A 24,750-nucleotide genomic window follows, 5' to 3' on the forward strand; every position below is an offset into this window, starting at 1 on the left:
TCTCACTGATGCCATTTGACCAGCGGCTGATAGTGATGCGGTTGGCGCATGACAACAAGATCCTTTCGGCGGACGATATTTGTCGGGTAGGGCGTATCGAGATTGGAGGTGTCGACGGTTGCTGCGGCAATCCCGTCCTCGTCCAAAATCGCCGATTCCTGGCGTGGAAAGGCAAAGGAATCCGGCCCGAACACAGCACTCTTGCCCAGGTATCCCCGCGCCGCATCCAGCACATTGGCGAAGGCGAAATAGACGTTATTCTCGCCGCCGCGCACGCGCAACGCGTGCCAGTGATAGGGGTCGCCACCCTTGGGGATCGGATAGTTGTGCGGAATTTTCGTGCCGTTGTGGCTGCCGGTGAAAGTGCCGGCGATTGCCGAAGGGCAGGCGACCAAGTCGCACCCCATCAGCGAGAGCGAACGGATGGCTTCCGGATAGAGCGCGTCGTGGCCGACTGCGAGGCCGACGCGGCCGATGGCAAGATCGTAGACTTTCCATTCGTCGCCGGCCGTCGCCCAGCTATCGGCAATGCCGAGATGCGTCTTTCGGTAGCTGCCCACAAGTCCCTCGGGTCCTGCAAGTACCGCGCTGTTATAGACCTTGTCTCCGTCCGCCTCGGCAACTCCGGCGACAAGATAGAAACCAAGCTTCATTGCCAGACGAACGAAGGCGGATACCGCCGGGCCTGAAAGCGGTTCCGCCCGCGTTTCGGGGGCATCCAGTCCGGTCAGCGACAGTTCCGGAAAAACCAGAATGTCCGGTGCTGTCGTCGCCTTCGCGTCGGCTGCCAGCTTGGTGATGCGGGCAAGATTGTCTTCGATGACAGAGGATGGGGCGAACTGAGCGACGGCGGCGCGCGATGTCCGTCCCCGTGGGATGGGCTGATAGCCATAGAGACGGAAGTAGTCGCCCGGATTCCAGGTGAAGCTGTTGGTCATCATGTTCATGTAGAGCTCGGGCCGGCGGGACTTAAACACCGGTTCGCACAAGACCTCGCGGCGGCGGGCGCGGGCAAGATCGACCGTGCCATAGGCAATCCCGTCGCCCGTATCGATCGATGCGGCAACTGTTCCATCGGGTTCGATCAGGCAGCTTCCCCCGGAAAACTGCACGCTTCTCTCTAATCCCCACCGGTTGCTTTCGATGACATAACAGGCGTTTTCGAAGGCGCGGTTGATCCAGTAGGGTGCCGGCGTGCGCTCCTGCAGCCAGTTGGAAATGTGGCAAATGATGTCGGCACCGGCGAGAGCCTCCAGCCGGGCCGTCTCGAAGAAGTGCAGATCCATGCAGACCAGCATGGAGATCCGGCCAATCTCCGTTTCGAACACCTCGTGGACGATATCGCCGTTGGCGGCCCATTTCGGCTCGGCGATATAGGGATGTGACTTGCGGTGCCGGCCAACGATACCCTCGGGACCGATCAGGACGGCGGTATTGTAATAGAGTTCGCTCGAAGGATCGACTTCAGGCATGCCGACGACGATATAGCAGCGGTGTTTTCTGGCAATGGCCTGGAACACATCGGTGGTCGGTCCGGGGATAGCTTCGACGAAAGGTTTCACTTCGGCCCTGTCGAACCAGCAATAGCCGGTCGTGCCCATTTCGGGGGTCACGATCAGGCGTGCGCCTGCCGCCGCTGCCTCCTCGCAAAGGGCTGCCAGCCGGCTGATATTACGTGCCTTCTCGAACATGGTCGGCTCGAACTGGACGGTGGCCGCAGTGTAGCTTTGTATCGATGTCATTGTCGTTCCCATTGTCTCTGTGGATGGATGCCCGGCTGTCTCAGACAGCCATATGCCGATGAACGAGCGCGTCGGAGAGCGTGTCGATGGCCCCGGCCGCGACCACACGCCCCTTCTCGAGCATGGCGAACTGGTGAGACGCGTGCCGCGCAAAGGCGACGTTTTGCTCAACAAGGATGGACGGACGCTGAAGCTCTCCGATATCGCGGATGTGCGGCGCGGTTATCAGGATCCTGCCACCTATGTCATCCGCCACGAGGGCGAACCGGCGATCATGCTCGGAGCGGTGATGCAGGCTGGCTGGAACGGTCTCGATCTCGGCAAGGCGCTTGAAGCGCGATCCGCTGTGATCGCGCAGACATTGCCGCTGGGGATGACTCTCACCAAGGTCAGCGATCAGGCGGTCAACATCGACGAGGCGGTCGGCGAATTCATGCTCAAGTTCGCGATGGCGCTCGGTGTCGTGCTGTTCGTCAGTCTGGTCGCACTCGGTTGGCGCGTCGGCATCGTCGTGGCGCTCGCCGTACCGCTGACGCTCGCCGTCGTCTTCCTCATCATGCTGGAAACAGGGCGGTTCTTCGATCGCATCACGCTCGGCGCTTTGATCCTTGCACTGGGGCTTTTGGTTGACGATGCCATCATCGCGATCGAAGTCATGGTCGTGAAGATGGAAGAGGGCATGGACCGCATTAAGGCGGCCGCCTATGCCTGGAGCCATACGGCGGCCCCTATGCTGTCCGGCACGCTAGTCACGATCATCGGGCTGATGCCCGTGGGATTCGCAAAATCAACGGCTGGCGAGTACGCTGGCAATATCTTCTGGGTCGTCGGTTTCGCGCTGATCGTATCCTGGCTCGTCGCTGTCACCTTCACGCCCTACCTTGGCGTAAAGATGCTGCCGAACATCAAGCCGGTCGAGGGTGGTCATCACGCCATCTATGATACGCCGAGCTACCGTCGCCTGCGTTCCGTCATCGAACTCGCCGTCCGCCATAAATTTATGGTATGCGCCGTGGTTGGCATCACCATGGCCGTCTCGGTCGTCGGGATGGGCGGCGTGAAGCAGCAGTTCTTCCCGACATCGGACCGTCCCGAGGTGCTGGTTGAAGTGCGCATGCCCGAAGGTACCAGTATCGACGCCACAACATCAGCGGTGAAGAAAGTCGAAGACTGGCTACAGGCTCAGCCAGAGACAAACATCGTCACCAGTTATGTAGGGCAGGGCGCGCCTCGATTTTTCTTTGCCATGGCTCCGGAATTGCCGGACCCCGCCTTCGCCAAGGTCGTCGCTCTCACGCCCGACGCCCATGCACGCGAAGAACTGAAGCACCGCCTTCGTGCCGCCATATCGAAGGGTCTCGTTCCCGAGGCCTCGGTGCGCGTGACCCAGCTCGTATTTGGACCGTATACGCCGTTCCCAGTCGAGTTCCGGATCATGGGGCCTGATCAGGATAAACTGTACAAGATTTCCGAGAAGGCTCTGGCAATTATGAAAACTGTGCCCGATGTCCGTCAGGCCAACCGGGATTGGGGCAACCGCACGCCGGTATTACGGTTTATTCCGGATCAGGAGCGGCTTAATCTGATCGGTCTTTCACCGTCGGAGGCGGCTCAACAGATGCAGTTGCTGCTCAGCGGCATTCCTGTCACTCAAGTGCGCGACAACATCCGCAACGTGCCTGTCGTTGCACGCAGCGCAGGCGAAAATCGCCTCGATCCATCAAGGCTTGCCGACTTTTCGCTGATGAGCCGGAGTGGCCGTCAGGTTCCCCTCGATCAGATCGGGCATTCCGAGATCCGCTTCGAGGAACCGATCCTGAAACGCCGCGACCGGACCCCGGTCATCACCATCAGGTCGGACATCAACGAAGCGACACAGCCTCCGGAGGTCTCGCAACAGGTCATGAAGGCCCTTCAGCCGCTGATCGCATCACTTCCAGTTGGATACCGCATCGAAATGGGCGGCAACATCGAGGAGTCCGTGAAGGCCAACGTTGCCCTTGTGCAGGTTTTCCCTTTGATGATCGCAGCTATGTTGATCGTCATCATCCTGCAGGTTCGCAGTCTATCGACAATGACGATGGTGATGCTGACCGCACCGCTTGGTCTAGCCGGGGTGGTTCCGACCTTGCTCTTGTTCAATCAGCCATTCGGCTTCAACGCTATTCTCGGATTGATCGGGCTCGCAGGCATCCTGATGCGAAATACGCTGATCCTGACTGAGCAGATCAAGGAAAATCAGGCGGCTGGTCTCGACGATTACCACGCTGTCATTGAAGCCACTGTGCAGCGCACACGCCCTGTCATCCTGACTGCGTTGGCGGCGATCCTGGCCTTCATACCTTTGACCCATTCGGTGTTCTGGGGATCGATGGCTTATACCTTAATTGGTGGCACGGCGGCAGGCACAGTGATGATCCTGCTCTTCCTTCCGGCCCTCTACGCTGTATGGTTTCGGATCAAACCACCCAAAACGAACGGGGAAGAGGAAACGGTGGAACATCCGGCGCGACCTATAGCGCTGGCGGCAGAGTAGGGGGCGTCCGTGCCAGGTATCATGATCCCACAGGGCCGCACGGGCACCGAAGTCGAGATGTGGCGCGAGCGTGTACTTGATGTGGCGGAAGAGCACTTTCGCCGCATCGGTTACCAGAAGACATCTGTAGCCGACATAGCGTCATGCCTGGGGATGAGCAGTGCCAATGTTTACCGTTTCTTCCCATCAAGGGCGGCTATTAACGAGTGTATCTGCGACCGATTCGTTGAGCAGACTATTCATCTGGCCGCCGCTGTCGCTCGGCAAGATGCGCCAGCCCACGATAGGCTCAGGAGACTTTTCAATCTTCTCTACGAGGAGAGAAGAAGGAAGCTCATCCAGGACAAGCACGTCCATGACCTGATTGTCGCGGCAACGACAGAAAACTGGCCGATCATGAGCGTCCATTGCAGTCGTCTCCTGACAATTGTCCGGGAGATTATCGAAGAAGGAGCTGAAGCAGGCGACCTTACAGTCAATGATGCAGTTGGAGCCGCCCGAAGTGCGATGAACGCTTTCTCGTCGTTTTATCACCCGGTTCTTGTCGAGGCTCGGCTTCGAGAACCCGAGATCGCTAGACAGGATGAAGTTGATCAGCAGATCAACTTCATCCTGTCAGCTCTGGGCGGGTGACGCGCCTCGTGGGCGGTTCGGTCCTTGGCAACTCGCGATGAGCGTCGGGAAGGTGTGACGGCGATCGCCTTGAGGTTTGCTGCTTCGCACGGCCTTGCGAGCCTGTGATCAGGCAGTCGAAGCATTCGGCCACCGACCTTCACCATCTCGTGCAATTCTTGCTTGTGCCGGAGCCCGGAGACGTCGCACCGCCTGCCCATGAAGCGGAGAACGCACCAAAAACGGTGCATCGGCAGAACCACTTGAATTAACGAAATAGTACGTTTATTTATTTTGGCAGGGAGGAGAAGCGCGAGCTTCTCAAAGCAACGCTTGAATACACGGATCGGCAGACTCGCCGATCGCTGACGCGTGTCTTGTTCTCCCTGTCGTTGAATAGTGGAGGAACTCACATGAAATCGACGCGGGTGATCGTGAACCGTAGAAGGAGCTTCGCTCTAGCGGCGGGAATATGCAGTCTCTTGTTCGGGCCGCCGCCGCTGAACGCAAGTGAAGGCAGCAGCGTTGCTGACAACTTCCGGAAAGCCTTTGAAGCCGCTGGGACGCAGCACTTCAATCTTTACAACATGCTTTGCCCTCGCATCGAAAATGCGAATGCGGGGAAAATTGCCCAGCCCAAGGAAGCGCGTAAGGACTCCATCGAAAAAGCCGTATCGGCGAAGGTCTTCGACAACCTGTATTACGTGGGCGAGTACGCCTTCTGGGAAAGTTCTGCTTCCTCATGGGTCGTAGACACGGGAGAGGGAATTGTCCTCATTGACACACTCAATCCTGACTCCGGTCCCATTCTTATCGAGAAAGGATTGAGGGAACAGGGACTCGACCCTCAAAATATCAAGTACATTGTAGTCGGTCATGCGCATGGTGATCACTACGGCGGTGCCCGCTATCTCCAAGATAAGTATGGCGCACGTATCATGATGTCCGCCGCCGAGTGGGATTTCCTAGCTAAGGATAAGCGTGATCCCGCTCAGAAGCCAAGGAAGGACATGGTGATCAAGGACGGCGAGACCTTTCGCCTCGGTTCGGCTTCCTTCTCCTTTTATGTGACTCCAGGTCATACCCCGGGAACGGTATCTACGATTTTCATCGTCAAGGACGGACCGAAGGAGCGGAAAGTCGCTCAGTGGGGTGGAACTGGCTTCGGCTTTGGTGGAGCCGAAGGAGATGAGAAGCTCAACTGGTTCAAAACCTATGTCCAGTCAGCCGAAAGGTTCAAGAACGTCATCAGGGAAAGCGGGGCTGACGTTCTCATAGCAAATCATCCCGGCCTCGATAACACGGTGGAGAAGAATGCAGCGCTTAGCCAGCCGTCCGGACGGGATAGCAATCCTTGGGTGATCGGCAATGACCGGGTCGTAGCATATGTGCAAACAGCGCAGTCCTGCGCTGCCGCCGGGCTTGCTGCATATCAATAAGCATTTCGATGGCCGGGTCTTCGGCCCGTTTTTATATCGATACCGTTTCGGTTCTCGAAGGCACCAATAGGAGGAGGAGCCTATGCTTTCAGCAATCGCGTCCAGAAGTCAGGCGCGCTTCGGTGGCAACCAATATGAGCAAGCAGTTCAATCGCGTTATCGGACAGGGAGATCAGATATGAAACGCCTAAAGAATTCCGTAAAAGCCGCCTTATTGGTAGTGTCCGCTCTTTTATGGGCAAGCTCGCCAAGTTTCACACAGACGAAACCCGCAGTTCAGACCACGGGAATAGAACGTCCCGAATCCATCATCTATATCGGCAATAGTTTCTTTTACTTCAACAACGGGATAAGCGGGTTTATCTCCAGAATCCTCGCAGCGGCTGACCCTGAATACAAGCTACGCTCGGTTCAGGTGACAATAAGCGGCTCGGGTTTCGATTGGCACGATGTCGGCTCGTACTTCCGGCCTAATGCGGTGGGACGTTACACGATCGACAGCAAAAACGTCGTCACTTTCAACAATCCGGAGCGCCTGTTCGACCTGGCGATTATGATGGATTGCAGCCAGTGCCCGGTTCATCCGCAGTTGAAGGACATATTCTACGAATATGCGAAGAAGCACTCTGAGACTGTAAGGAAGAATGGCGCAGAGCCAGTTTTCTTCATGTCGTGGGCTTACCTCGACAAACCGGAGATGACCGAACAACTAGCCGAAGCCTACACCCGCATCGGAAATGAAAACAAAGCTCTTGTTATTCCTGCAGGATTGGCATTTGCCAGATCGGTCAAAGAGCGCCCTGATATCAGTCTGTACACGGCCGACAAGCGGCATCCAACGGCTGCGGGGTCGTATCTGGCTGCTTTGACGACCTACGCAGCAATCTTCAAGAAAAGCCCGGTGGGACTCAGTTACACAGCTGGTTTCGATGAAGACGTAGCTAAATTTTTGCAAACCACCGCATGGGAGACGGTAAATGAGTACTTGGCGCCCTGACCGCAGGGATCATGCAATGTCTTGAGCGGTGTGTACCAAGATTAAGTCAGGGGCCAAGCTCATTTGCTGGCCCCCAATTTGTTTCTGACCAAAGTCGACCACCGGGCAGATCACCCGCAAGGCCCGCTCGCTCGGGCTTGAAACCCGCTGGCACAAGGTCGCCCAGACCTATGCGGACGTCAACCAGATGTTCGGCGACATCGTCAAGGTGACTCCGTCCTCCAAGGTGGTCGGCGACATGGCGCTGATGATGGTCTCCCAGGACCTCACTGTCGCCGACGTCGAAAACCCGGCGAAGGATATCGCGTTTCCGGATTCGGTCGTGTCGATGCTGAAGGGCGATCTCGGCCAGCCTCCCGGCGGTTGGCCGCAGGCGCTGCAGAAAAAGGCGCTGAAGGGGGAGGCGCCCTATACGGCGGTGCCCGGTTCGCTTCTAGCCCCGGCGGATCTCGCTGCGGAGCGCAAGGTCATCGAGGACAAGCTGGAGCGCAAGATCGACGACTTCGAGTTCGCCTCCTACCTGATGTATCCGAAGGTGTTCACCGACTTCGCGCTGGCTTCGGACACTTACGGCCCGGTCTCGGTCCTGCCGACGCATGCCTATTTCTACGGTCTCAAAGACGGCGAGGAGCTGTTCGCCGATATCGAGCGGGGCAAGACGCTGGTTGTCGTCAAGGCGGACATCGGCAATGCCGCTCATCTCGGCGCGCCGATGCCGGGCGTCATCAGCCGCGTCTTCGCGACAACCGGCCAGGCGGTCAAGGCCGGCGACGTGCTGCTGTCGATCGAGGCGATGAAGATGGAAACCGCGTTGCATGCCGAAAAGGACGGAACCATCGCCGAAGTCCTCGTCAAGGCCGGCGACCAGATCGACGCCAAGGATCTGCTGATCGTTTATGGCAAAGTTCAATAAATCGCCCTACGCGTCTGAAGCCTGTAGCCGCAAAGATGAAGTGTCCTGATTCTGCAAAGTTAGAATGTCACTCTCCCCGCGTTTTGATGACCTGGGAGATTGCCGATGGGACTGATTGCGATGAGCGAGCGCTATCTGCATGAGCTAGCAACCGAGTTCCAAAGAGTGCGGTTTCGGCATTGAAGCTGGGTGAGTAGTGGAGAGAGTGCTTCGCTTGGCAGGCTTTCACGCTACTAGATGATGGAAAGTCTGTTGCACACCCCTATCAGTGGGGTTTGTTGCGTTCCAAGAGACGCTGATCCGCAACACGATCTCTTCGTGTTGCGGATCGAGAATAGGGTGCTCTTGCTTTAATGAAGTGGGACGAACGAGCGGTTCATTGCAATGCGGTCCGCATGAGTCGAGTCTGGCCGAAGCGCCGCCATCTTGCTCTTAAATATGGACCATCTTGTGGGTGCTTCACCCTTCGCCGCAGCATCGAGCGCCTTGCGCATGGTGGATGCGTCGAAGTCGCAGCAGTAGCCCGGCGTCAACGGCTGCTGCCTCCAGGATTCAGCGAGCGGTCCGCCGTCGACCGGGTCGAACCCGACCTCGTTTACGATTGCCATGACGATCTTCTTCGCGGCGGCGTCGTCTCCCGCGACCGCCACGGCCAGTCGACCGACCGCACCCTCGGGCTGGCCCAGTTCCGCCAGGGAATATGCGAGGATGTTGTTGAAGGCCTTGATGATAGGGCGACCGATCTGTCTGGAGACCCAGACGCTCTCGACCTCGCCTGCATCGAGGTCGGCGATCTGCGGGTCGCGCAGACCCGGATAGTAGTTGCTGGTATCTATGACGGGGACGTTGGCGGGCAGGTCCTTGAAGAGGTCCTTCGGCAGGTTTTCGATGGCGAGAAGCGGAATGGAAAGAATGACAAGGTCCGCGCCGTAGATGGCTCCTTTCGTGTCCGCAGCAGCGACTCCAATCTCGTCGGCGAATGGCCTGACGGCATCCGCGCCCTTGGAGTTCGCCACCCTGACCTCATGGCCTGCCGATGCAAGCTTGCGGGCGAGAGTGCCGCCGATATGGCCAATTCCGATGATACCGATTTTCATGCTGATGCTCCTGTTGTGCCGCCAATCAAGATAATGAATACTGCGACTTCAACAAGAACCGACAGATAGGTGGGTTCCCCACCAAAAGGTATGTATGGCCCAGGAACGGGAGTGGAGATGTGGAGACCCGCAGCAGCAACGCAAATGGGCGGACGCGACGACGGACGCCGTGCGGGTACTCGAAGGTAAATGGAAGATCGTCATCATCTGCCAACTGTTCGGGACCAAGGAGGCGCTGCGCTTTTCCGAACTCGAACGGCGGTGCGAAGGGGTGAACCAGAAGATGCTCATCCAGCAATTGAAGGAGCTGGAGAAGGACGGGATCGTAACCCGTACCGTCTATCCCCAGGTGCCGCCGAAGGTAGAATATGCATTGACCGAGATGGGCAAGGCCCTGGGGCCGTCGATGGCCGAACTCATCGACTGGGCCATCATGCGCAGGGATCGGATGGCAACGGAAGTCCGGCTGTGAGCCGTTGCTAGTTCTCGTCGAACCGGAGCGCGGTGTTACGCTCCAGGCTTGCCGGAGCCGCTGCGACCATTTCGTTGATGAGATCGATGTCGCCGACGATAACGACAGTCTCTACGCCACGCGTGATGGCGGTGTAGAGCATGGTCCGATCCAACAGCTTCGACCGGACGACAGGGATGATGACCCGCTTGAAGGCCGACCCTGCGCTTTGTGGACGCTGGCAAAAAGCAGCACCCGTAAAACCGCCTGCTAGTTCCATAATACATATTACGCGATCTTTGTGTGTGGTCGGGTACATTCTATTTTCGAGTGCGACATGCCAATAACATCAATGGTTTCGCCTTGGAGAAATTTGCATGTCGCCCTGCTATTCGCAGCTCACCCTGTCCGATCGCCGCCATCTGTATCAGCTAAAGGAACGCAAGCTGCCGATTGGTGAGATCACCCGCCAACTCGGCCCTCATCGTTCGACCATATATCGCGAGCTCAAGCGCAACACGTTCCACGACCGCGAGTTTCCAGAATACACTGGTTACTTCGGCACCGTCGCGAACGACATGAGCAAGGAGCGCCGCCGACGGCCACGCAAGCTCAGACGACATCCACAGCTGCGCGACCTGATCATCGACCGATTGAAGGCCAAATGGTCACCGGAACAGATTGCCGGCCGGCTGCTGACCGACGGGATCAGCCCAGTCAGCATCTGCCCGGAAACGATCTATCGCTTCATCTATTGCAAGGAAGATTATCCGCTTGGCCTTTACGAGCACCTGCCTGAACGTCGTCGCCGGCGCGTGGCCGGAGCTTCGGACGATCCTTGCCGATCTTGTGCAGGTCCGAGTACGATCTGAGTCCGCGCCGGTCAGCTCACAGACGCGCTCTCATTCTTGTTGATATATCAACTATACATCTTTGATATCATTTGCAATAGCTCCCTTCAGCGCTCATCTTTCCTTGATATTGGGAGGGCACCATGACGAAAGACAGTCAGGCCTCTGCAGCCAAACCGCGATCGATGCGGAATACCCAACGTATGATCGAACGCGCCGACCCCATCTTCGCTCTCGCGTTTGATGCAGGTGTGATGGGGCTGAGCGCAAGGTCGGTGGAACGACGCCTCGTTCATGTTAAGGATCGGCAGAGCGGCACCCGCGAAGTCGTCGACTTCGTCCGCTGTTCCTACCTTGGTCTCGACAATCACCCAGCCATCATCGCAGGGGCCATCGAAGCGATCGCGGATTATAGCTCCCTGCACTGGTCCTGCGCACGCCCGCGCCTCAATTTCGGGCTGCTCTCGGACCTTGAGGAAAACCTTTCCGATCTGTTTCAGGCGCATGTCATCACGTTCTCGACCGTGCTTGCCGCCAATCTGAGTGCCATGCCGATCCTGGCCTCCGGTTACCTGACCGGGGGGTGAGAAACCGCTCGTCGCCTCCGACCGACTCGCCCATGCGACGCTTGTAGTCCACAAACCGCTCGTCGCTGCTGCCGAGACCAAGGTGCTCACCATCGATCACAATGATGTCGATATGCTCGAGCAGATCTGTCGGGCAAACCACGCTCGTGGCCCTTGTCTGCGATGGTCTCTATTCCATGGGCGGTGCAGCCCCGATCGATGAACTGCTCAGGCTGCAACGGCAATACGGATTATTCCTCTACATCGATGACGCCCACGGCATATCGCTTTTCGGTTTCCGAGGTGAAGGCTATGCCCGATCGTCCATCGGCCAGGAATTTGGCGACCGCACCATCATCGCCGCGTCGCTTGGCAAGGGTTCTGGCGCCTCCGGCGCGCTGCTCATGCTCGGGTCGCAACGCCAAGAGGACATCTTTCGGCGGTTTGCGCTGGCATTCGCCTTTTCGGTTTCTATCAATCTTGCCGGCATCGGCGGCGCGATCGCATCGGCCAATCTTCACCGCACCCAGGAGCTCCTCGATCGCCAGATCGCATTGGGAGAGCGGATCAAACAGTTCGATGCCATGATCGAAACCGAGCAGACCTCCCTGCCCTTTCCGATCCGCACCATCATGCTCGGAGACGAGCGTGCAGCCATTTCAGCGGCGCGCCAGTTGCTCGACCGCGGCCTCTATACGTCCGCGATTTTTTTTCCGACGGTGGCCGAGGGAAGAGCGGGTTTACGCGTTTGCCCGACGGCCAGCCATCTGGTCGAGGAAGTCGATTGGTTAGGCCGCGAGCTGAGGTCCATCATCGACGGACCTGCGGCCGACGGATCGGGACCACGTCCATGCTGATCACCGACGTCTCCGCGGCTGCAAACCGGCGGGCGCAGCGCGTCATGTCCATGGGAAACACAAGAAGCTCCGCATTTGCGACGCCATATCCCATCTATCTCGCATCAGGCGAGGGAGCCTATGTCATGGACATGGATGGAAATCGTTATCTCGACTTCCAGAACAACTTCACCGCCCTGATCCATGGTTATGGTTATGGTCATGCCGACGTCACGAGCGCATTGCTGGCGTAATTGATGAAGGGGTTGAGCTTTGCGACCCAACATTTCCCGAGATTGAACTCGCAGAGCTTCTCTGCGACCGGGTAGCGCATTTCGAGCAAGTGCGCTTCACCAACACCGGTTCCGAAGCGGTGATGATGACCATCAAGGCTGCAAGGGCTTTGACCGGTCGGACGCTGGTGGCAAAATGCGAGGGCGCCTATCACGGGAACTACGACGCAGTCGAAATCAACGTCTCCGCGCCGCCAACCCGCTGGACCGATGGCTGTGGGGGTGCAGCCTTGAGCACGACGGATTAACCGCTTCGGTCGCGCAGCAGACGGTCGCGATCCCATTCAACGACATCGAAAATAGCGAACGCATCCTCTCCGCTGCCGGATGCGACCTCGCTGCCGCGCTGATCGACCTCCTGCCCTCCCGTGCCGGCCTCGTTCAGATCACTCCGGAATATCTTGCCTATCTGAGACGATGGACGTCAGCCCGATCCGCTCTTCTGATCTCCGACGAGGTGTTGAGCTTCAGGCTCGGGTACACCGGGGCCTTCGGCGAAAGCTCGATCAAGCCCGACATAACCGCCTTCGGCAAAATCATCGGCGGTGGTCTTCCCATAGGTGCGGTCGCGGGCGGCAGCGATGTGATGAAGGTCTTTGCGCCATTGGGCAAACGACCGCATGTCGCGCATTCAGGCACGTTCACAGCCAATCCGATGACCATGGTGGCGGGCCTGGCTGCGATGGCCGCGATGACGAAGGACGAGTTTCGGCGCATCAATCAAGTCGGTGACGATGCGCGACGCGTGCTCGCCGATGCGTTTCGAAGCGCGGGCGTGACCGGGGCGGTCACCGGCACCGGATCGCTGTTTCGCATCTTCATCGGTGCCGGTAAAATCTCAAGTTATACCGACGCCCATCTCGCCTCGCGCCATTCAGCTACGCTCGGCGACGTTATCAGGCACATGCGCGATCGCGGCGGTCTGATTTCGCAAGTCGGCCTTGGGGCGATTTCGACTCCGATGACGCCGACGGACATCGGCATGCTCGCGGCAAGACGCCCTGCGCGCGGCGGCCCGCAGATCCCATGCGAGAAAAGAGGGCGCAGCCGATGAACCTTGAGACCGAACGGCTGTTCATGCGGTCGGTGACCGCCCGCGATGGCGACGCGCTGCACCGCCTTCATACCGATCCGCTTGTCGTTGAACTTATCATGCAGGGCAAACCGCTGACGCGGGCCGAATCTGACGCTCGTCTCAATCTCTATCTCGATGAAGGGATCGCTATGGCTATGGCTTCTGGATACTTTATCTCCGTGAGCCGAACGGTGACCTGACCTTCGTTGGTCGCGCGGGGCTGCGCCGATATGACGAAAACGATGTCGAGGTGGGTGTCTGCCTGTTCGGGTTTTCCTCCGGCAAGGGTATCGCCGGAGAAAGTCTTGGAGCCGCGATCGAGTTCGGCTTTCGACGCCTTCCTCTGCGCCGGCTGGTTTGCGTCGTCAGGCCGACGAACATCCGGTCTCAGAACGCCATGCTGCGGCTGGGATTTTCGTTCGCCGGCATGACCGAACACCTTGGGGCGGTCTTTCGCTTTTATGAGATGCAACGACCCGGCAAATTTGCACTGTGAGGCTCAGGAGTTCGGATCTGAAAACGCCACCAGATTTTACGGGATGTTCAGATCGCTGCAAGCTACCAACCCCGTTCTTGAAACTCCTGTGTGTGGAGCTTCGACGGCCAGAATCTAGAACGTAGCCCCGATAGGCCGTCAGATGAGGACGGTGGAAGCCTTGAGCGGAATGATATAAGCTGGCGATATGAACAGAACAGACGCCATTCAGAAGCTCCAGCAGCGTGCCGATGCCGTGAAAGGCATGGGCGCAACGGCCATGTATCTTTTCGGATCGACCGTCCGCGACGAAGCCCATGCGTCAAGCGATCTCGACCTGTTCATCGATTATGATCCTGCCAAACGGTTCTCGCTCCTCGATCTGGTTGGGATCAAGCAGTTCCTCGAGGAAGAGCTTGCAGTGGAGATCGACGTTACGACGCGCAGCAGCTTGCATCCGATGCTGCGGACAGATATCGAGAAATCAGCCATTCGTGTCTTCTGATGGTCAAGCGCAAGGTCGGGCCAGTTCTGGCTGAAATCCTGGAAGCCATCGAAGGCATTCAAACCCACACGACTGGAAAGTCCTTGGCGGAGTTCGAACGCGATTGGCTGCTGCGCCTTGGCACCCAACGGGCGCTGGAAATTGTATCTGAAGCCTGCCGTCACATTCCCGATGAGCTGTTGAACCTTGCTCCCGACGTTCCATGGAAGAAGATTCGCGGTATCGGCAATGTCTTGCGCCACGAATACCATAAGATCGCGGATGACGTGATTTGGGTGGTGGTGATGGAAAACGTCCCGCCACTGAAAGCGGCCATCAAAACCATCCAGCAGTCGGTTGGCGACGAGGACCGGTCATGAACCCCACTGCAGCGTGGCTGGCCCTGTGCGAGGCGCCGCTTTCGGTCCTTCCGACATCGACAGTTGCATTGATGAAGGGCGGCATTGCGCACCAAGTCGGCCATTAAAGTTAGCTGTGCCATCGCCTAAAGCGGATATTGCCGGCGACGGCGCTGGAAGTCGCGGGTGCGCCACTACCGTGGACTCGCGCACCGTTCGTAGGCGTTGTTCCGCGATCACCGGTGCGAGCAACATCGGTGTCCGCGCTGATGCTCCGCACCGTGGCATGCGCCGGTCCTTCATTGTCACGCTTGCCCAAGCTCAGACGCCAGCGCTTTTGTAAGTCGCGCCGCCAGCCGTTCTCCCGCTTGCTTGGCGGCGGCGTGCGCCTCCTTAAGATTAGACGCCGCGAGGTCCCGCAAAGAGGCCATAGCGGGATTAACATCAGCGAGGGTCAGCTCGACATCGATGAGTTGGAGGTCCAATCCCCAGTTGTCTTCAAAGATGCGCCTAAGCCAGGGCGTCGCGTGGTCCCAGCCTTCCTTCGGCATGCCAGGGCCGTACGCGCCTCCACGCGCTGAGATCAGATAGGCGGGACGCTTCGAGATCGGAGATGGCACCTTAACGGTGAAACGCGGTTCGGTGACCAGAAGGTCAATCCACGCCTTAGCGTGTTGCGAAACCGCGTAATTGTAGAGCGGAACCGAAAAAACGAAGGCATCTGCTGCCAGCATCTCATCGGCCAATTCGGTTGCCAGCGCTGCCGCCTCCACCTCCTCCGTCGTGCGTTCGCTGGGCGCCTTTGGACCAGCCTGCACGGCAAGGGCCCAAGCTGTTGCAGGCAGGGGTGAAAGGCCAACGTCCCGCCTCACGACGTCCAACTCTGCCAGTTGCGCTCGTATAGAGCCCTCGAGCGTTGAAGCTAGAGCGCGGCTTCGAGAGCCGACGCGACGAATGCTTGCATCCAAACGAAAAATCGTCGTCAAGGCTCAAGCCTTCCTCTTCTTGAGAAAGGCGACCAGCGCCTCGTTCACTGCCTCAGACGCCTCGAGCTGAGGCCAGTGCCCGACGCCCTCAAGTGGTAGGAACCCCTGGAGGTTTGGAACGGCCGGCTTGAAATCTTCCTCGTTCAAAGCTCGCAGCTTAAGCATGCTGTCTGATGTGCCATACGCAAAGAGGGCTGGCTGTTGGATCTTCGCCCCGGCGAATGCTTTTGCTTGGTCGAAATAGGGCTGCATGCCGCGATAGATATTCAGTGGGCCGTGGAAGCCATCACGCTGGAAGCCTGCGATCATCGTCTCGGCGTCCTCACGGTCAGCGAAGGGCGGGATGCCGATCGGGGATGGCCGGTGCATATCTTTGCTTGGGTCCATCGGCCCCCATGCTTCGGAAGCATCGGGCAACCCCGACATCCAATAGAGAGCGCCCGGGAAAGTCGTGGCCGCATCCGCCCACTCCTGGTCGGCCTCCGGCTTCATGTGGCGGAACATATAAAAGGCTCCCTCCTTGCCGGCGGCCTTCAGCATTTCGAGCATGCTGGGCCCCGCACCCGGTAGCACCGGAGGGACACTGAGGCCGAAGACCGCGTCAAACAGATCCGGACGCATCACCGCCGCGCTCCAGCTCACCGTCGCACCGAAGTCGTGGCCGACCAGGGTAGCGCGCTCGATCCCGAGTTCCGTGAGGATGCCGACAAGGTCTCCAACATGGTAGAGAACCGTGTAAAGCGCGGCGTCTTCAGGCTTGGAGCTATCGCCGTAGCCACGCGTATCGAACGATATCGCGCGGTAACCCGCGGCCGCGACTGCCGCCATCTGCCGGCGCCAGCCCCGCCATCCGTCAGGAAAGCCGTGGACGAACAGCACAGCCGGCCCCTCGCCTTCCTCGACAACGTTCAGCTTGACGCCATTGGTTTCTACAAAGGTCTGCTTCAGCGATTTATTCCGATCCACGAAAGTCATCTTTCATGCTCCATTTGAATTGTGAAATTGACGCACGCGATGCGGCGACCGCTGAGATCGGTCTGTGAAGTACACAGTTCGATAATAGTTCGCGTGCGATCGAGATGGTGTTCGGCTTTACTTTGAATTCTCTGTCATCCGTCTCTGAGGCAGGTCGCAGACTAGCCGCTGCCTGACTCCGAGAATTGATGTCAGCACCGGATCGAGTTACTTCCCGGAGAACTGGATCTTCGGAATCGGCTCATGTTTCCGTACAGCCGCGACTGCAATGGCCATTCCCTCTGCGCCGTCTTTGGTGTCGAGGATGCCAGCGCCGAGCTGGGTGGAGATGATGTCGGCAGCCGAGACGCCACCGGTAGCCCAAGTGCGGATGAGCGTACGCGCCTTGCCGTACGCAAGGGTCGGCCCTGTCGCGAGATGCCGCACGAGTTCGTCGGAGACCTCCTCCAACTTGCCGTCAGGGGCTGAATGGGTTGCGATACCCAGATCGACTGCGACCTTTCCGAAAATTGGCTCCGAAAGCAGGACGAAGCGAGTAGCGAGTGTTTTGCCGACGCGATCGGCGAGCCGCTGCACCGCGCCTGCCATTGGAATGCCGCCGACCGACACTTCCGGGAGGACGAGCATCGCCGACTCTGCGACGACCAGGAAATCGAACGCCAGGAGCAGTTCGAAACCGCCGCCCAGGGCCATCCCTGCTACCGAAGCAACCGTGGGGACGGGCAGTTCCTCGATGAGACGGATCGAAGCCAGGATGTCAGCCGCAAACGCTTCGAGAAATTTCGAGCCCTTGTCACCGATGGCGCCCAGATCGTCTGCCACGGCGACGTTGCCGGACGCGGACGTCAAGTGAAGGACGCGGATGTCGCTTGCATATGCCTGGCGAACGGCGGCCCGCAGCGACGAGGGAAAGTCGGACCCTGGCTCGCTGTCTGCATCACCGAGCAAGATCAGTTTGCCCACCGCACCGTGTTGCTCGAAGCGGAACGAACTCATGTTTTACCTCCTCATTTGCTGACTATCTAGCCAGGCAGGCCTAACACCTGCTACAAAATGGCCCGTGTCTCACGTCGATTGGCGGATGACCAAAGCCTGTTATGTTATGTACGTTACAGAATGGAGCGCTGTCAATGGCCCGCCCCCGCGCGTTCGAAGAAAGCGAAGTGCTAGATCGCGCGGCGGACGTCTTCGGTCGCCGGGGCTACGACGGCTCAACCATGGCGGAACTGACGGCCGCAATGGGCTTGAACTCTCCCAGCATCTACGCGGCTTTCGGAAGCAAGCGCGGGCTTTTCGACGCTGTTCTCGGCCGCTGTAGTGCGCGCGAGGACGAGCACTGGGAGTGGGCGCTCACAGCCCCCACGGCCGAAGAAGTCGTCAAGCGCTTGCTGACGACCTCGCCAGCGCAGGAGTCCAGCCGTATACTCGTTCATGCGGGCTTGGCGATGGGCAGTGAGAATGCCGACATTCCCGCTGCCCTGCTTCATCGCCGCCAATCGGCAGAACTGAAACTGCGAGACCGGTTCGAAAAGGCGAAACGGAGTGGCGAACTCCCTGTGGACGCTGATGCCTCAGGGCTGGCGAGCTATGTGACGTCGGTTCTCGGCGGCCTCGCCATGAAAGCCGCGGGCGGCGCGCCGCACGACGACCTACGAGAGGGTGCCGAACAGGCGATGGCTGCCTGGCGGGCGATCAGCGACGTTGCGGCCGCCGCGAGCGCTTCAACGAGGGGATCGACGCCGGCCGATCAACTTCGCGAACCACGAAAATTCAGTGCTGACGCAGCGCTCGATGCCGCCATGAAGGTCTTTTGGACCAAGGGTTTCGCGGGCGCGTCGCTAAATGATCTGACCGAGGCCATGGGAATTACCCGCCCAAGCCTCTATGCCGCATTCGGCAACAAAGAAGCGCTCTTCTTCAAGGCCCTCGAGCTCTATCAATCCCTTCGAGGGGACTACATGGCTAGAGCGCTCCAGTCTCCGACAGCGCGAGGCGTTTTCGAAGCAATCCTGAGGGGGACGCTACGCACCCAACTGGCGGAGGGACAACCGCGCGGCTGCCTCATGGTCCTTAACTCAATGCCGGGCGGCGATGAGGCGCAGGTGATCCGCAACGAGATCCTCAGGCGCCAGGCCGTCGGGCGCGATCTCCTCGCCGCCCGGTTTGAAAGGGCCAAGATCGAGGGCGACCTACTGCCCACCGTCAATATCGACGGCCTTGTGCGCTTCGTCCAATCCATGATGAACGGCATCCTCATGCAGGGGGCGGCAGGGGCAAGCCGAAGCGAGCTTGAGGGACTCGTCGAGAGCAGCTTGGCTATGTGGACCGCATCCGCCCGATTACCGATCAGTAAAGATTAGTCGCAACTAATCTGTCAAGATCTTTACCGATCGGTAGATTGCCTTCGCTGTCTGGGGCCTGCCGGGTTGGAGTAGCCATCGCGGACGCCACAATTCCCGAAGAGACCACTCGCTGCGCTCACGATTTCCGTGAACCCAAGCACGCGCGCGGCGATTAGTCTGAAACACCGGTAGGGCAATTTCTCGTTTGTTGACTCGAAGGACCGCTCATGGGTGCAGGTGTCCGACGCGATAGCTGGCCTTCTCGGGAAGTTCTTTGATACCCCGGATGTCAGCTACAAAGGCGCACCGATGGTGGGGCCACGCATGCTGGTGGTCGGCCTCGCCACTACGCGAGGATTTGGGCCCGTAGTCAGCCACCACCGGCTGATTCCGCGCAGCGACAATCCCTATCTCGAGGACGTCTTCGACCCCGAAAGCGGCTCGCTCGCAATCAACAACGGCCGGCTGGAGATCACCCTACGCTTCTTTCTCACCGCCGGCGGCTGGGACAGATTTACCAAGACTTTCAGCTTCGCCTGGAACAGGACCGGCTTCGAACTCGCCCGATTCGACTACGACTATGACCACCGTCGCACCGGCCTCACCCGGCACTGGATTGCTGACTACAGGGCCGGCACGCTGATATACAGCACAGGCAAATCTTCGTCAGATGCGCCGGTGAAGAGCAGTAAATCGAAGCTGCGCGGCCGAAGCGGATCACCTTCAAGAACGTCGGCAACGGGCTGGAGTTCGATCCATTCAGCAAGTAATTGTATCGCGGGTGCATACACGCATTCCGAGTGCGCGGAGCCTGCCCGGACAATGGCAATAGCGACCGCCCCTGGCGCCTTGTCATAGGGACCAATAGTCGATGGTGTGAATTCATTCAACGATCTGGACTCAAAAGGAAGCCCGCCGGAGCGGGCGCGTTAAGGGACATTTTGCGGAGTAGTCTGGAACGCAGCGGACGGGACGTCGGTGAAGTGGGCGATGGGATTGCGGCCGCCACGTCTGTTATTCTAACTGCGGCTGGAGACAATCGCTCCGCCCGGCGGGCTGCTTGCCGTGCTGAACGAGAAGACCTCGCCGCTCGACGCGATTATTGTCAATCGCAAGCTTATGGGTCTTGTGGCTGACTGAATGCAATATTCTGAAGCGGGCTAGGACGGCTGCTTGTAAGGACCGGACGCGTCAGGCGCATAGTTGCCCCTCTTGGAGCTTTTCTGTCTCCCCTACCCTACTGGTGTTGCTGGCACGACTGTTGGTCGGACTTTGTCTCAGCCGTCATGTTAGCCAGGATGATGACGTACTCATCCGCGGCGTCTGCGAGGATCAGTGCGATTTCTCGCCGGCCGAGCCCTTCCTGCTGAAGGCGCTCGATCATCTCCAGCATCGCCGCTTCGACCCGGAAGCGGTGCGCAGGTGGAGGCTCGTATGGTTCATCGGGTGTCTGAGTTCGCATGTCCATGATCAATTTCCCCATGTAAGGGGAGCATCGCACACCGTTCGTTGTCCGCAAGCAGATGCTTAATTAACAGTTAACGCGACCGCCCGGCTGCTGTCCAAGTCAGACCAGACTCGAGCCATTCCCGGGTCGGCGCTCTCGGAGGCCATTGAGGACGAGACCTGTAGAGTGGTTCACCGGTGAACGCGGATGCTGACGGGGAACAGGCATTGGGAGACGCGCTGAAATCAACATCCGCGTTCGATCCCTTAACAAGTGCAGTTCATGGAAGTTTCGTGTGCCTGGAAATTTTGTTGAAGATAGTCCGACCGCAAGGTGCGGCTATGTCTCGGAAATCCCGGCTAACGATTTGGATCTAGATCCAAGTCTTTCGGAACATAGTAGCGGGCAACGGCATTCCGTTGGCGATCCAACCGGATCTGAAATCAGACCCACCAGTAGGTGACACCATGAATAGCATCGTATGGCTCGTCGGAGCCGTCGTTATCGTCCTCTTTATTCTCGGCTTCTTCGGACTGAGGTAGTATTTACTCGAGCGACGCACGAATGTTGCCCCAAAACTGCAGCCGTAGCGACTAGATATCGGTTCGTGGACGAGCGCTTCCGACGCGCCAAAACGTCGTCCAGCCGTAGCCGACCATTTGCCTTCCCCTCGGGCTGCGATATTTCCTGTTTAGGAGGATCTAATATCTTGACGCTGAAGTGGGAGAAACCGGTTCGGGCCGCAGGACAACAGATAGCCGGGCCGCGCGAGGCGCACCAATTCTTGATGGAACGGATGGCCGCATCGGAAAAATGAGGAATGGTCAGCGGCTGAGAACAGCGCACTGGCGGCTCTTGATGGTCGGAAATCCCCTGATGAAGCACGCGAGAAATTTGAGACGGCCCTTAAGTCGGCTCAATTGAACTGAAGCGGAACGAAGCAGAGACTGTCCCGTTCCTGTCTAACCCTGACGTCCACATCGATGAGGCGAACATTCGGCCCCGTGGACCACTCAGAGGAAAGGCACGCTTATGAAAAACTTTATCCTCGCCGCCGCCCTTGTTGCAGTGGCCAGCGGCGCGTTTGCTCAGCAACCTACGGCGGCTCCACCCGACAAGGCGGTGGATTTTGTCAGCAGGCAACCCATGCCGGCCAATCCTGTCCAGGTCAGCGAGAAGATTGCGCTTGGTCAGCCGATACCAAACAACCTCGTGCTGTCACCTATTCCGGATACGCCGAACTTCGCCTTCGCGATCGTCAATCAGAAGCGGCTGATCATCGACCCCAAGTCCTTCGTGGTGGTTAGGATCGTTGAGTGACGGACGGAGGCATAGCCCGTCCCGGCGATCGACTATGATCCACCTTAATATCTGCTGGCGGAACGATGGCCTCCGTCCGACGTTCTCTCTGCGCTAGAAATTAGAGGCAATCCCATGCGAAACTATATCCGACTGACGACGCTGCTCGTCGGACTCTCCGCTACTGTCGCTTTCGCTCAGTCTCCGCCGGCCGACACCTCCCCGCTGCCGAAGGCACCCCCGGAAGTAACAGCAGACAATCCGCCACCACCACCTCCTGGTCCACGTGGACCAGGACCGGACATGGGCCACCGCCCACCGCCGTCAGAACGTGGAGCGCGCATCCACGTCGAGAACGGTCGGACCCGGGTCGACCTGCGCTGCGCTGATTCAGATTCTACAAAAGAGTGCGCCGACGCATTGGTGCAGATCCTCGACAGGCTCCAAACGTCATCTTCGGCCGACGGGGAATCGGGACGCGGCTTCAGCCGCGATCGTGGGAGCGACCGAGGATATGATCGCGACCGGGATGATCGGAGATAGTCATGAAGCGCGACTACATTTCCGAGATCGACCGCATTGGCACACAACTTGCCGATCTCCGTACTGCGCTCGCTGGGCAAGCTGGCGACGCAGCGGAAAGTGCGGCGACATACATCGTTCCTACGGCTCGCCAGTTCGCATGGCAATTCCAAAAGGAAAGTTACGGTCTTGGCAAGGCTGCCCAACGGAACCCTTCGGCAGCAACTGGAGCCATCGTCGGTGTTATGCTGCTTGGGGCGGCGGTAGCTTGGCTGTTAACGGCGAGTGGTAGAGAGAGGGACGAGTGACTCTTTTCAGCTGTCCAAAATTCACCTAGCAAAAGGGATGGCGTTCCCAAGCGCCACCCCAAACCATGCTGTTCATGGCGAAATAGATCTGCCCCCAAACGCTTTTGTCTCGATGGCTTTGAGGTCGATCGCACATCCTCAATCGAACTTGGCCGAACGCATCCTCAGGCCATGATGGTCTCGGTCCACCCCGGCACCGTCCGCACGAAGCTGTCCGATCCCTCGCAGGGCCACAAGATGGTCAGTGCCGAGGAGGCCGCAATCTCGATCATTGACACTCTTGATAGGTTACCAGCCGACCCGTCGGGCAGCTTCGTCGTCTACGATGGAACCGAGATGCTATGGTGAGATTGCCTCAAGGCCTAAGAGCTAGCGCTTTCGACATTTCGCAACTGGTCGGCTGATGATTTCTCCCTAAATGAGAATTCGAAAGGGCGCTCTCCCTAAGGAAGAGTTCCAGAAAATCTCTTGGGAGGGGACAATTCATGCTGCGTTCAAGCCTTATGTCGGCCGCAACCATCTTCGTCGCGTTGAATGCTTCCTCGGCGCTCGGCCAAACGACAGGCAAGCCGATCGTCAACAAGGGCACACCGACACCGGAATGCAGCGCGCGGGTAAACGTAGACCGCAATGGAGAGCTGCCAGGCTACGTTGCGGAATGGGATGGCAAAAAGGTCTGCCTCCCCTTCACGCTCACAAATCAACTTTTACCGCTCGGTGTCTCGCCAGACGATTTCTATATCAAGGACTTCTCCGACGTCCGGATCCGCGAGAAATGGGCGGCTTGTAAATCTGATCCGGCTTGCGCGGAAAAAACACTGACGGCGGCGAAAGGTTTTGCCAAGTTCGAGCCGCGCGATACCGGAACGGTCGACAAGAAGGGCGCGATCGATTTCGATGGCACCGTTGATCTGACGACCATCCGCCGCCCGGCCTATTTCGGATCAGGCCCGTACACCGAAGCGATCGCCAGCGCCGATACGCGCACCTTTATCGTCGAATTCACCGCACCACGCGACAGCTTCGAACAGCAACATCTGAAGCTGACGGGCGATATCAAGCTCCGAGGCTGGTATATTCGAGGCGAAGGTGTCGCCGACGATACGGGCAAGAAGACCCGCGGCCTGGTGATCATGAACAATGGCGGCGGCAGCGAATTCACCGCGATCGACAATCCCAAGACGGCTCCGTTCACAGTCGACAAAACGAGTGGCGACTACAGCCCGGCCAAGAATGACGACGTGACGGAAGAGCCGGGCATCCGCTACTGGCGCGGATTCCTGTCCGATCTGAACGCTGCGGGTTTCGACGTTCTCATCACGGATCGGCGCGGCAACGGCATTTCCGGCGGCCGAAATGGCTTCAACACCGCCGAGCAAGCAAACGACATCTTCCGCGAGTTGGATCAGCTTGAAACCGGTAAGGGTCTGCGGGTCCTGGGACCCGACGGCAAAGAGTCGGAAGGTGATACAGCGGCCAAGGCGTTGCGCGATGGCGCTTCCTTCCGTGACATACCGGTGATCGTCGGTGGCTATTCGCGCGGCTCCTACGCCACGCAGTGGTTCATGCACAAGAATTTCGTCGAAAACTGCAATTATGACCTGGCCAAGCCGACCTGCTCGAAAGCCGTCGGCTTGCAGAACATCAAGGGCGCGATCCTCTACGGTCCGAACTCGGCGGGCCTGGGTTACCGTTTGGCCGGACACGATGCGGTGGAAGGCGCGCTTCGGGTGGCCCTTAACACCACCTATTATGTCGATTCCGTCGTCCCGGCGAATGTCGACAAGTGGCCCGGCCTGCAGATCATCAAGGGGACTTGGGACTATGTAGAAGGCCTTGAAGGATCGCTCGATACCTATCGGCGTGCCAAGGGTCTCAAGGACATCAGCGTTTTTCTTGGACCCCATATCCTACAGACGCAAAATCCGGCGAACATGAAGTTCGCAGGTCAACGCATGGTGGCCTTCGCCTCGGCGGCGATTCTCGGCAAAAAGGAGGTAACCGGGGCTGTCAATCCGAAGGACCTCAAGGAACTGGTGACGTCAGCCCCGCATATCTGGGAGCTGTCGACGGCGATTTCTGCCGAAAATTGAATCATGTTGCGGAAAGCCCTCCATCTGCGATCTCGCCGTAGCAACGCGGCGA

At 58.5% G+C, this 24,750-nt stretch carries 25 protein-coding genes and 5 pseudogenes; 22 read left to right on the forward strand and 8 right to left on the reverse strand.

All coding sequences use genetic code 11. The features are described 5' to 3' along the window. Positions 1-2: 2 nt before the first annotated feature. Together RG540_RS26260 and RG540_RS33260 are read right to left on the reverse strand one after the other, a co-directional pair. Positions 3-1,754, reverse strand: a complete 1,752-nt coding sequence (locus RG540_RS26260; protein WP_080725082.1) for a nitrilase-related carbon-nitrogen hydrolase — start codon at positions 1,752-1,754, stop codon at positions 3-5. Positions 1,755-1,782: 28 nt separating this feature from the next. Next, positions 1,783-1,920, reverse strand: a pseudogene (locus tag RG540_RS33260) (ABC transporter ATP-binding protein); the annotation flags it as partial. Between RG540_RS33260 and RG540_RS26265 the strand changes: the two are divergent. The 5 genes and pseudogenes from RG540_RS26265 to RG540_RS26285 form a co-directional block, all read left to right on the forward strand. Next, positions 1,921-4,278, forward strand: a pseudogene (locus RG540_RS26265) (efflux RND transporter permease subunit); the annotation flags it as partial. A gap of 9 nt (positions 4,279-4,287) precedes the next feature. Then, positions 4,288-4,911, forward strand: coding sequence for a TetR/AcrR family transcriptional regulator (locus RG540_RS26270; RefSeq protein ID WP_244446770.1), 624 nt, complete (start codon positions 4,288-4,290; stop codon positions 4,909-4,911). Between the two features lie 392 nt (positions 4,912-5,303). Further along, positions 5,304-6,329, forward strand: coding sequence for an MBL fold metallo-hydrolase (locus RG540_RS26275; RefSeq protein ID WP_051909814.1), 1,026 nt, complete (start codon positions 5,304-5,306; stop codon positions 6,327-6,329). 82 nt (positions 6,330-6,411) lie between these two features. Then, a complete protein-coding gene (locus RG540_RS26280; RefSeq protein WP_244446771.1) occupies positions 6,412-7,326 on the forward strand; it encodes a hypothetical protein in 915 nt (304 codons plus the stop codon). A gap of 103 nt (positions 7,327-7,429) precedes the next feature. Then, positions 7,430-8,239, forward strand: a pseudogene (locus RG540_RS26285) (biotin/lipoyl-containing protein); the annotation flags it as partial. Between the two features lie 350 nt (positions 8,240-8,589). Here RG540_RS26285 and RG540_RS26290 read toward each other — a convergent pair. Then, positions 8,590-9,336, reverse strand: a complete 747-nt coding sequence (locus RG540_RS26290) for an NADPH-dependent F420 reductase (protein ID WP_041364888.1) — start codon at positions 9,334-9,336, stop codon at positions 8,590-8,592. Between the two features lie 94 nt (positions 9,337-9,430). Here RG540_RS26290 and RG540_RS26295 point away from each other — a divergent pair, with 94 nt between their 5' ends. Beyond that, positions 9,431-9,808, forward strand: a complete 378-nt coding sequence (locus RG540_RS26295) for a winged helix-turn-helix transcriptional regulator (protein ID WP_041364890.1) — start codon at positions 9,431-9,433, stop codon at positions 9,806-9,808. Between the two features lie 7 nt (positions 9,809-9,815). On the opposite strand, the gene RG540_RS33495 is transcribed toward RG540_RS26295, so the two are convergent. Next, the gene (locus RG540_RS33495; RefSeq protein WP_255762045.1) at positions 9,816-9,950 is read right to left on the reverse strand and encodes a hypothetical protein; all 135 of its coding nucleotides are present in this window, start codon (positions 9,948-9,950) and stop codon (positions 9,816-9,818) included. A 214-nt stretch (positions 9,951-10,164) separates the two neighbouring features. Between RG540_RS33495 and RG540_RS26305 the strand changes: the two are divergent. The 9 genes and pseudogenes from RG540_RS26305 to RG540_RS26330 form a co-directional block, all read left to right on the forward strand. Continuing rightward, a pseudogene (locus RG540_RS26305) lies at positions 10,165-10,653 on the forward strand (transposase); the annotation flags it as partial. A gap of 128 nt (positions 10,654-10,781) precedes the next feature. Then, a pseudogene (locus tag RG540_RS26310) lies at positions 10,782-12,061 on the forward strand (aminotransferase class I/II-fold pyridoxal phosphate-dependent enzyme). After that, the gene (locus tag RG540_RS33265) at positions 12,055-12,294 is read left to right on the forward strand and encodes an aminotransferase class III-fold pyridoxal phosphate-dependent enzyme (RefSeq protein WP_051909815.1); all 240 of its coding nucleotides are present in this window, start codon (positions 12,055-12,057) and stop codon (positions 12,292-12,294) included. Before RG540_RS26310 ends, RG540_RS33265 begins: the two are co-directional and overlap by 7 nt. 89 nt (positions 12,295-12,383) lie before the next feature. Further along, entirely contained in the window at positions 12,384-12,581 is a 198-nt protein-coding gene (locus RG540_RS33500; RefSeq protein WP_052755305.1) for an aminotransferase class III-fold pyridoxal phosphate-dependent enzyme, read from the forward strand. A gap of 44 nt (positions 12,582-12,625) precedes the next feature. Then, a complete protein-coding gene (locus tag RG540_RS26315) occupies positions 12,626-13,387 on the forward strand; it encodes an aminotransferase class III-fold pyridoxal phosphate-dependent enzyme (protein WP_275451999.1) in 762 nt (253 codons plus the stop codon). Next, positions 13,384-13,608 carry a GNAT family N-acetyltransferase gene (locus RG540_RS33270; RefSeq protein WP_244446772.1) on the forward strand — a complete coding sequence of 75 codons (225 nt, stop codon included), beginning with the start codon at positions 13,384-13,386 and terminating at the stop codon, positions 13,606-13,608. Before RG540_RS26315 ends, RG540_RS33270 begins: the two co-directional genes overlap by 4 nt. Next, positions 13,605-13,904, forward strand: coding sequence for a GNAT family N-acetyltransferase (locus RG540_RS33275; RefSeq protein ID WP_244446781.1), 300 nt, complete (start codon positions 13,605-13,607; stop codon positions 13,902-13,904). Before RG540_RS33270 ends, RG540_RS33275 begins: the two co-directional genes overlap by 4 nt. 187 nt (positions 13,905-14,091) lie before the next feature. Further along, positions 14,092-14,388: a nucleotidyltransferase family protein gene (locus RG540_RS26325; protein WP_041364894.1), complete on the forward strand. Its 297-nt coding sequence runs from the start codon at positions 14,092-14,094 to the stop codon at positions 14,386-14,388. Further along, positions 14,388-14,747 (forward strand): HepT-like ribonuclease domain-containing protein, encoded by a 360-nt coding sequence (locus tag RG540_RS26330; RefSeq protein WP_041364897.1) that lies wholly within the window; start codon positions 14,388-14,390, stop codon positions 14,745-14,747. The genes RG540_RS26325 and RG540_RS26330 overlap by 1 nt, the downstream gene beginning before the upstream one ends. Before the next feature lie 284 nt (positions 14,748-15,031). Here the strand turns inward: RG540_RS26330 and RG540_RS26335 are convergent, their stop codons facing one another. From RG540_RS26335 to RG540_RS26345, 3 genes are all read right to left on the reverse strand, one after another. After that, positions 15,032-15,712 (reverse strand): FMN-dependent NADH-azoreductase, encoded by a 681-nt coding sequence (locus tag RG540_RS26335; RefSeq protein WP_041364899.1) that lies wholly within the window; start codon positions 15,710-15,712, stop codon positions 15,032-15,034. A gap of 3 nt (positions 15,713-15,715) precedes the next feature. Further along, positions 15,716-16,687 carry an alpha/beta fold hydrolase gene (locus tag RG540_RS26340; RefSeq protein ID WP_041364901.1) on the reverse strand — a complete coding sequence of 324 codons (972 nt, stop codon included), beginning with the start codon at positions 16,685-16,687 and terminating at the stop codon, positions 15,716-15,718. A gap of 207 nt (positions 16,688-16,894) precedes the next feature. Beyond that, on the reverse strand, positions 16,895-17,683 hold the full coding sequence (locus RG540_RS26345; protein ID WP_041364903.1) for an enoyl-CoA hydratase/isomerase family protein: 789 nt from the start codon (positions 17,681-17,683) through the stop codon (positions 16,895-16,897). 134 nt (positions 17,684-17,817) lie between these two features. On the opposite strand from RG540_RS26345, the gene RG540_RS31865 reads away from it, so the two are divergent. Together RG540_RS31865 and RG540_RS26355 are read left to right on the forward strand one after the other, a co-directional pair. Then, complete coding sequence (locus tag RG540_RS31865; protein WP_041364905.1) at positions 17,818-19,047, forward strand: TetR/AcrR family transcriptional regulator; 1,230 nt, start codon at positions 17,818-17,820, stop codon at positions 19,045-19,047. A gap of 213 nt (positions 19,048-19,260) precedes the next feature. Then, positions 19,261-19,887 carry a hypothetical protein gene (locus RG540_RS26355; protein WP_041364907.1) on the forward strand — a complete coding sequence of 209 codons (627 nt, stop codon included), beginning with the start codon at positions 19,261-19,263 and terminating at the stop codon, positions 19,885-19,887. A gap of 379 nt (positions 19,888-20,266) precedes the next feature. On the opposite strand, the gene RG540_RS26360 is transcribed toward RG540_RS26355, so the two are convergent. Next, a complete protein-coding gene (locus tag RG540_RS26360) occupies positions 20,267-20,497 on the reverse strand; it encodes a hypothetical protein (RefSeq protein WP_041364909.1) in 231 nt (76 codons plus the stop codon). An 824-nt stretch (positions 20,498-21,321) separates the two neighbouring features. On the opposite strand from RG540_RS26360, the gene RG540_RS33645 reads away from it, so the two are divergent. From RG540_RS33645 to RG540_RS26380, 5 genes are all read left to right on the forward strand, one after another. Next, positions 21,322-21,405 (forward strand): DUF982 domain-containing protein, encoded by an 84-nt coding sequence (locus RG540_RS33645; RefSeq protein WP_407668983.1) that lies wholly within the window; start codon positions 21,322-21,324, stop codon positions 21,403-21,405. Positions 21,406-21,508: 103 nt separating this feature from the next. Further along, positions 21,509-21,796 (forward strand): DUF1236 domain-containing protein, encoded by a 288-nt coding sequence (locus RG540_RS26365; protein ID WP_051909817.1) that lies wholly within the window; start codon positions 21,509-21,511, stop codon positions 21,794-21,796. A 524-nt stretch (positions 21,797-22,320) separates the two neighbouring features. After that, on the forward strand, positions 22,321-22,605 hold the full coding sequence (locus RG540_RS26370) for a hypothetical protein (protein WP_041364911.1): 285 nt from the start codon (positions 22,321-22,323) through the stop codon (positions 22,603-22,605). Between the two features lie 171 nt (positions 22,606-22,776). Beyond that, a complete protein-coding gene (locus RG540_RS32560) occupies positions 22,777-22,953 on the forward strand; it encodes a Rossmann-fold NAD(P)-binding domain-containing protein (RefSeq protein ID WP_157884690.1) in 177 nt (58 codons plus the stop codon). 137 nt (positions 22,954-23,090) lie between these two features. Then, positions 23,091-24,698, forward strand: coding sequence for an alpha/beta fold hydrolase (locus tag RG540_RS26380; RefSeq protein ID WP_041364913.1), 1,608 nt, complete (start codon positions 23,091-23,093; stop codon positions 24,696-24,698). The last annotated feature ends 52 nt before the right edge of the window (positions 24,699-24,750 follow it).

The organism is Neorhizobium galegae bv. orientalis str. HAMBI 540 (assembly GCF_000731315.1).
Lineage (GTDB): Bacteria > Pseudomonadota > Alphaproteobacteria > Rhizobiales > Rhizobiaceae > Neorhizobium > Neorhizobium galegae.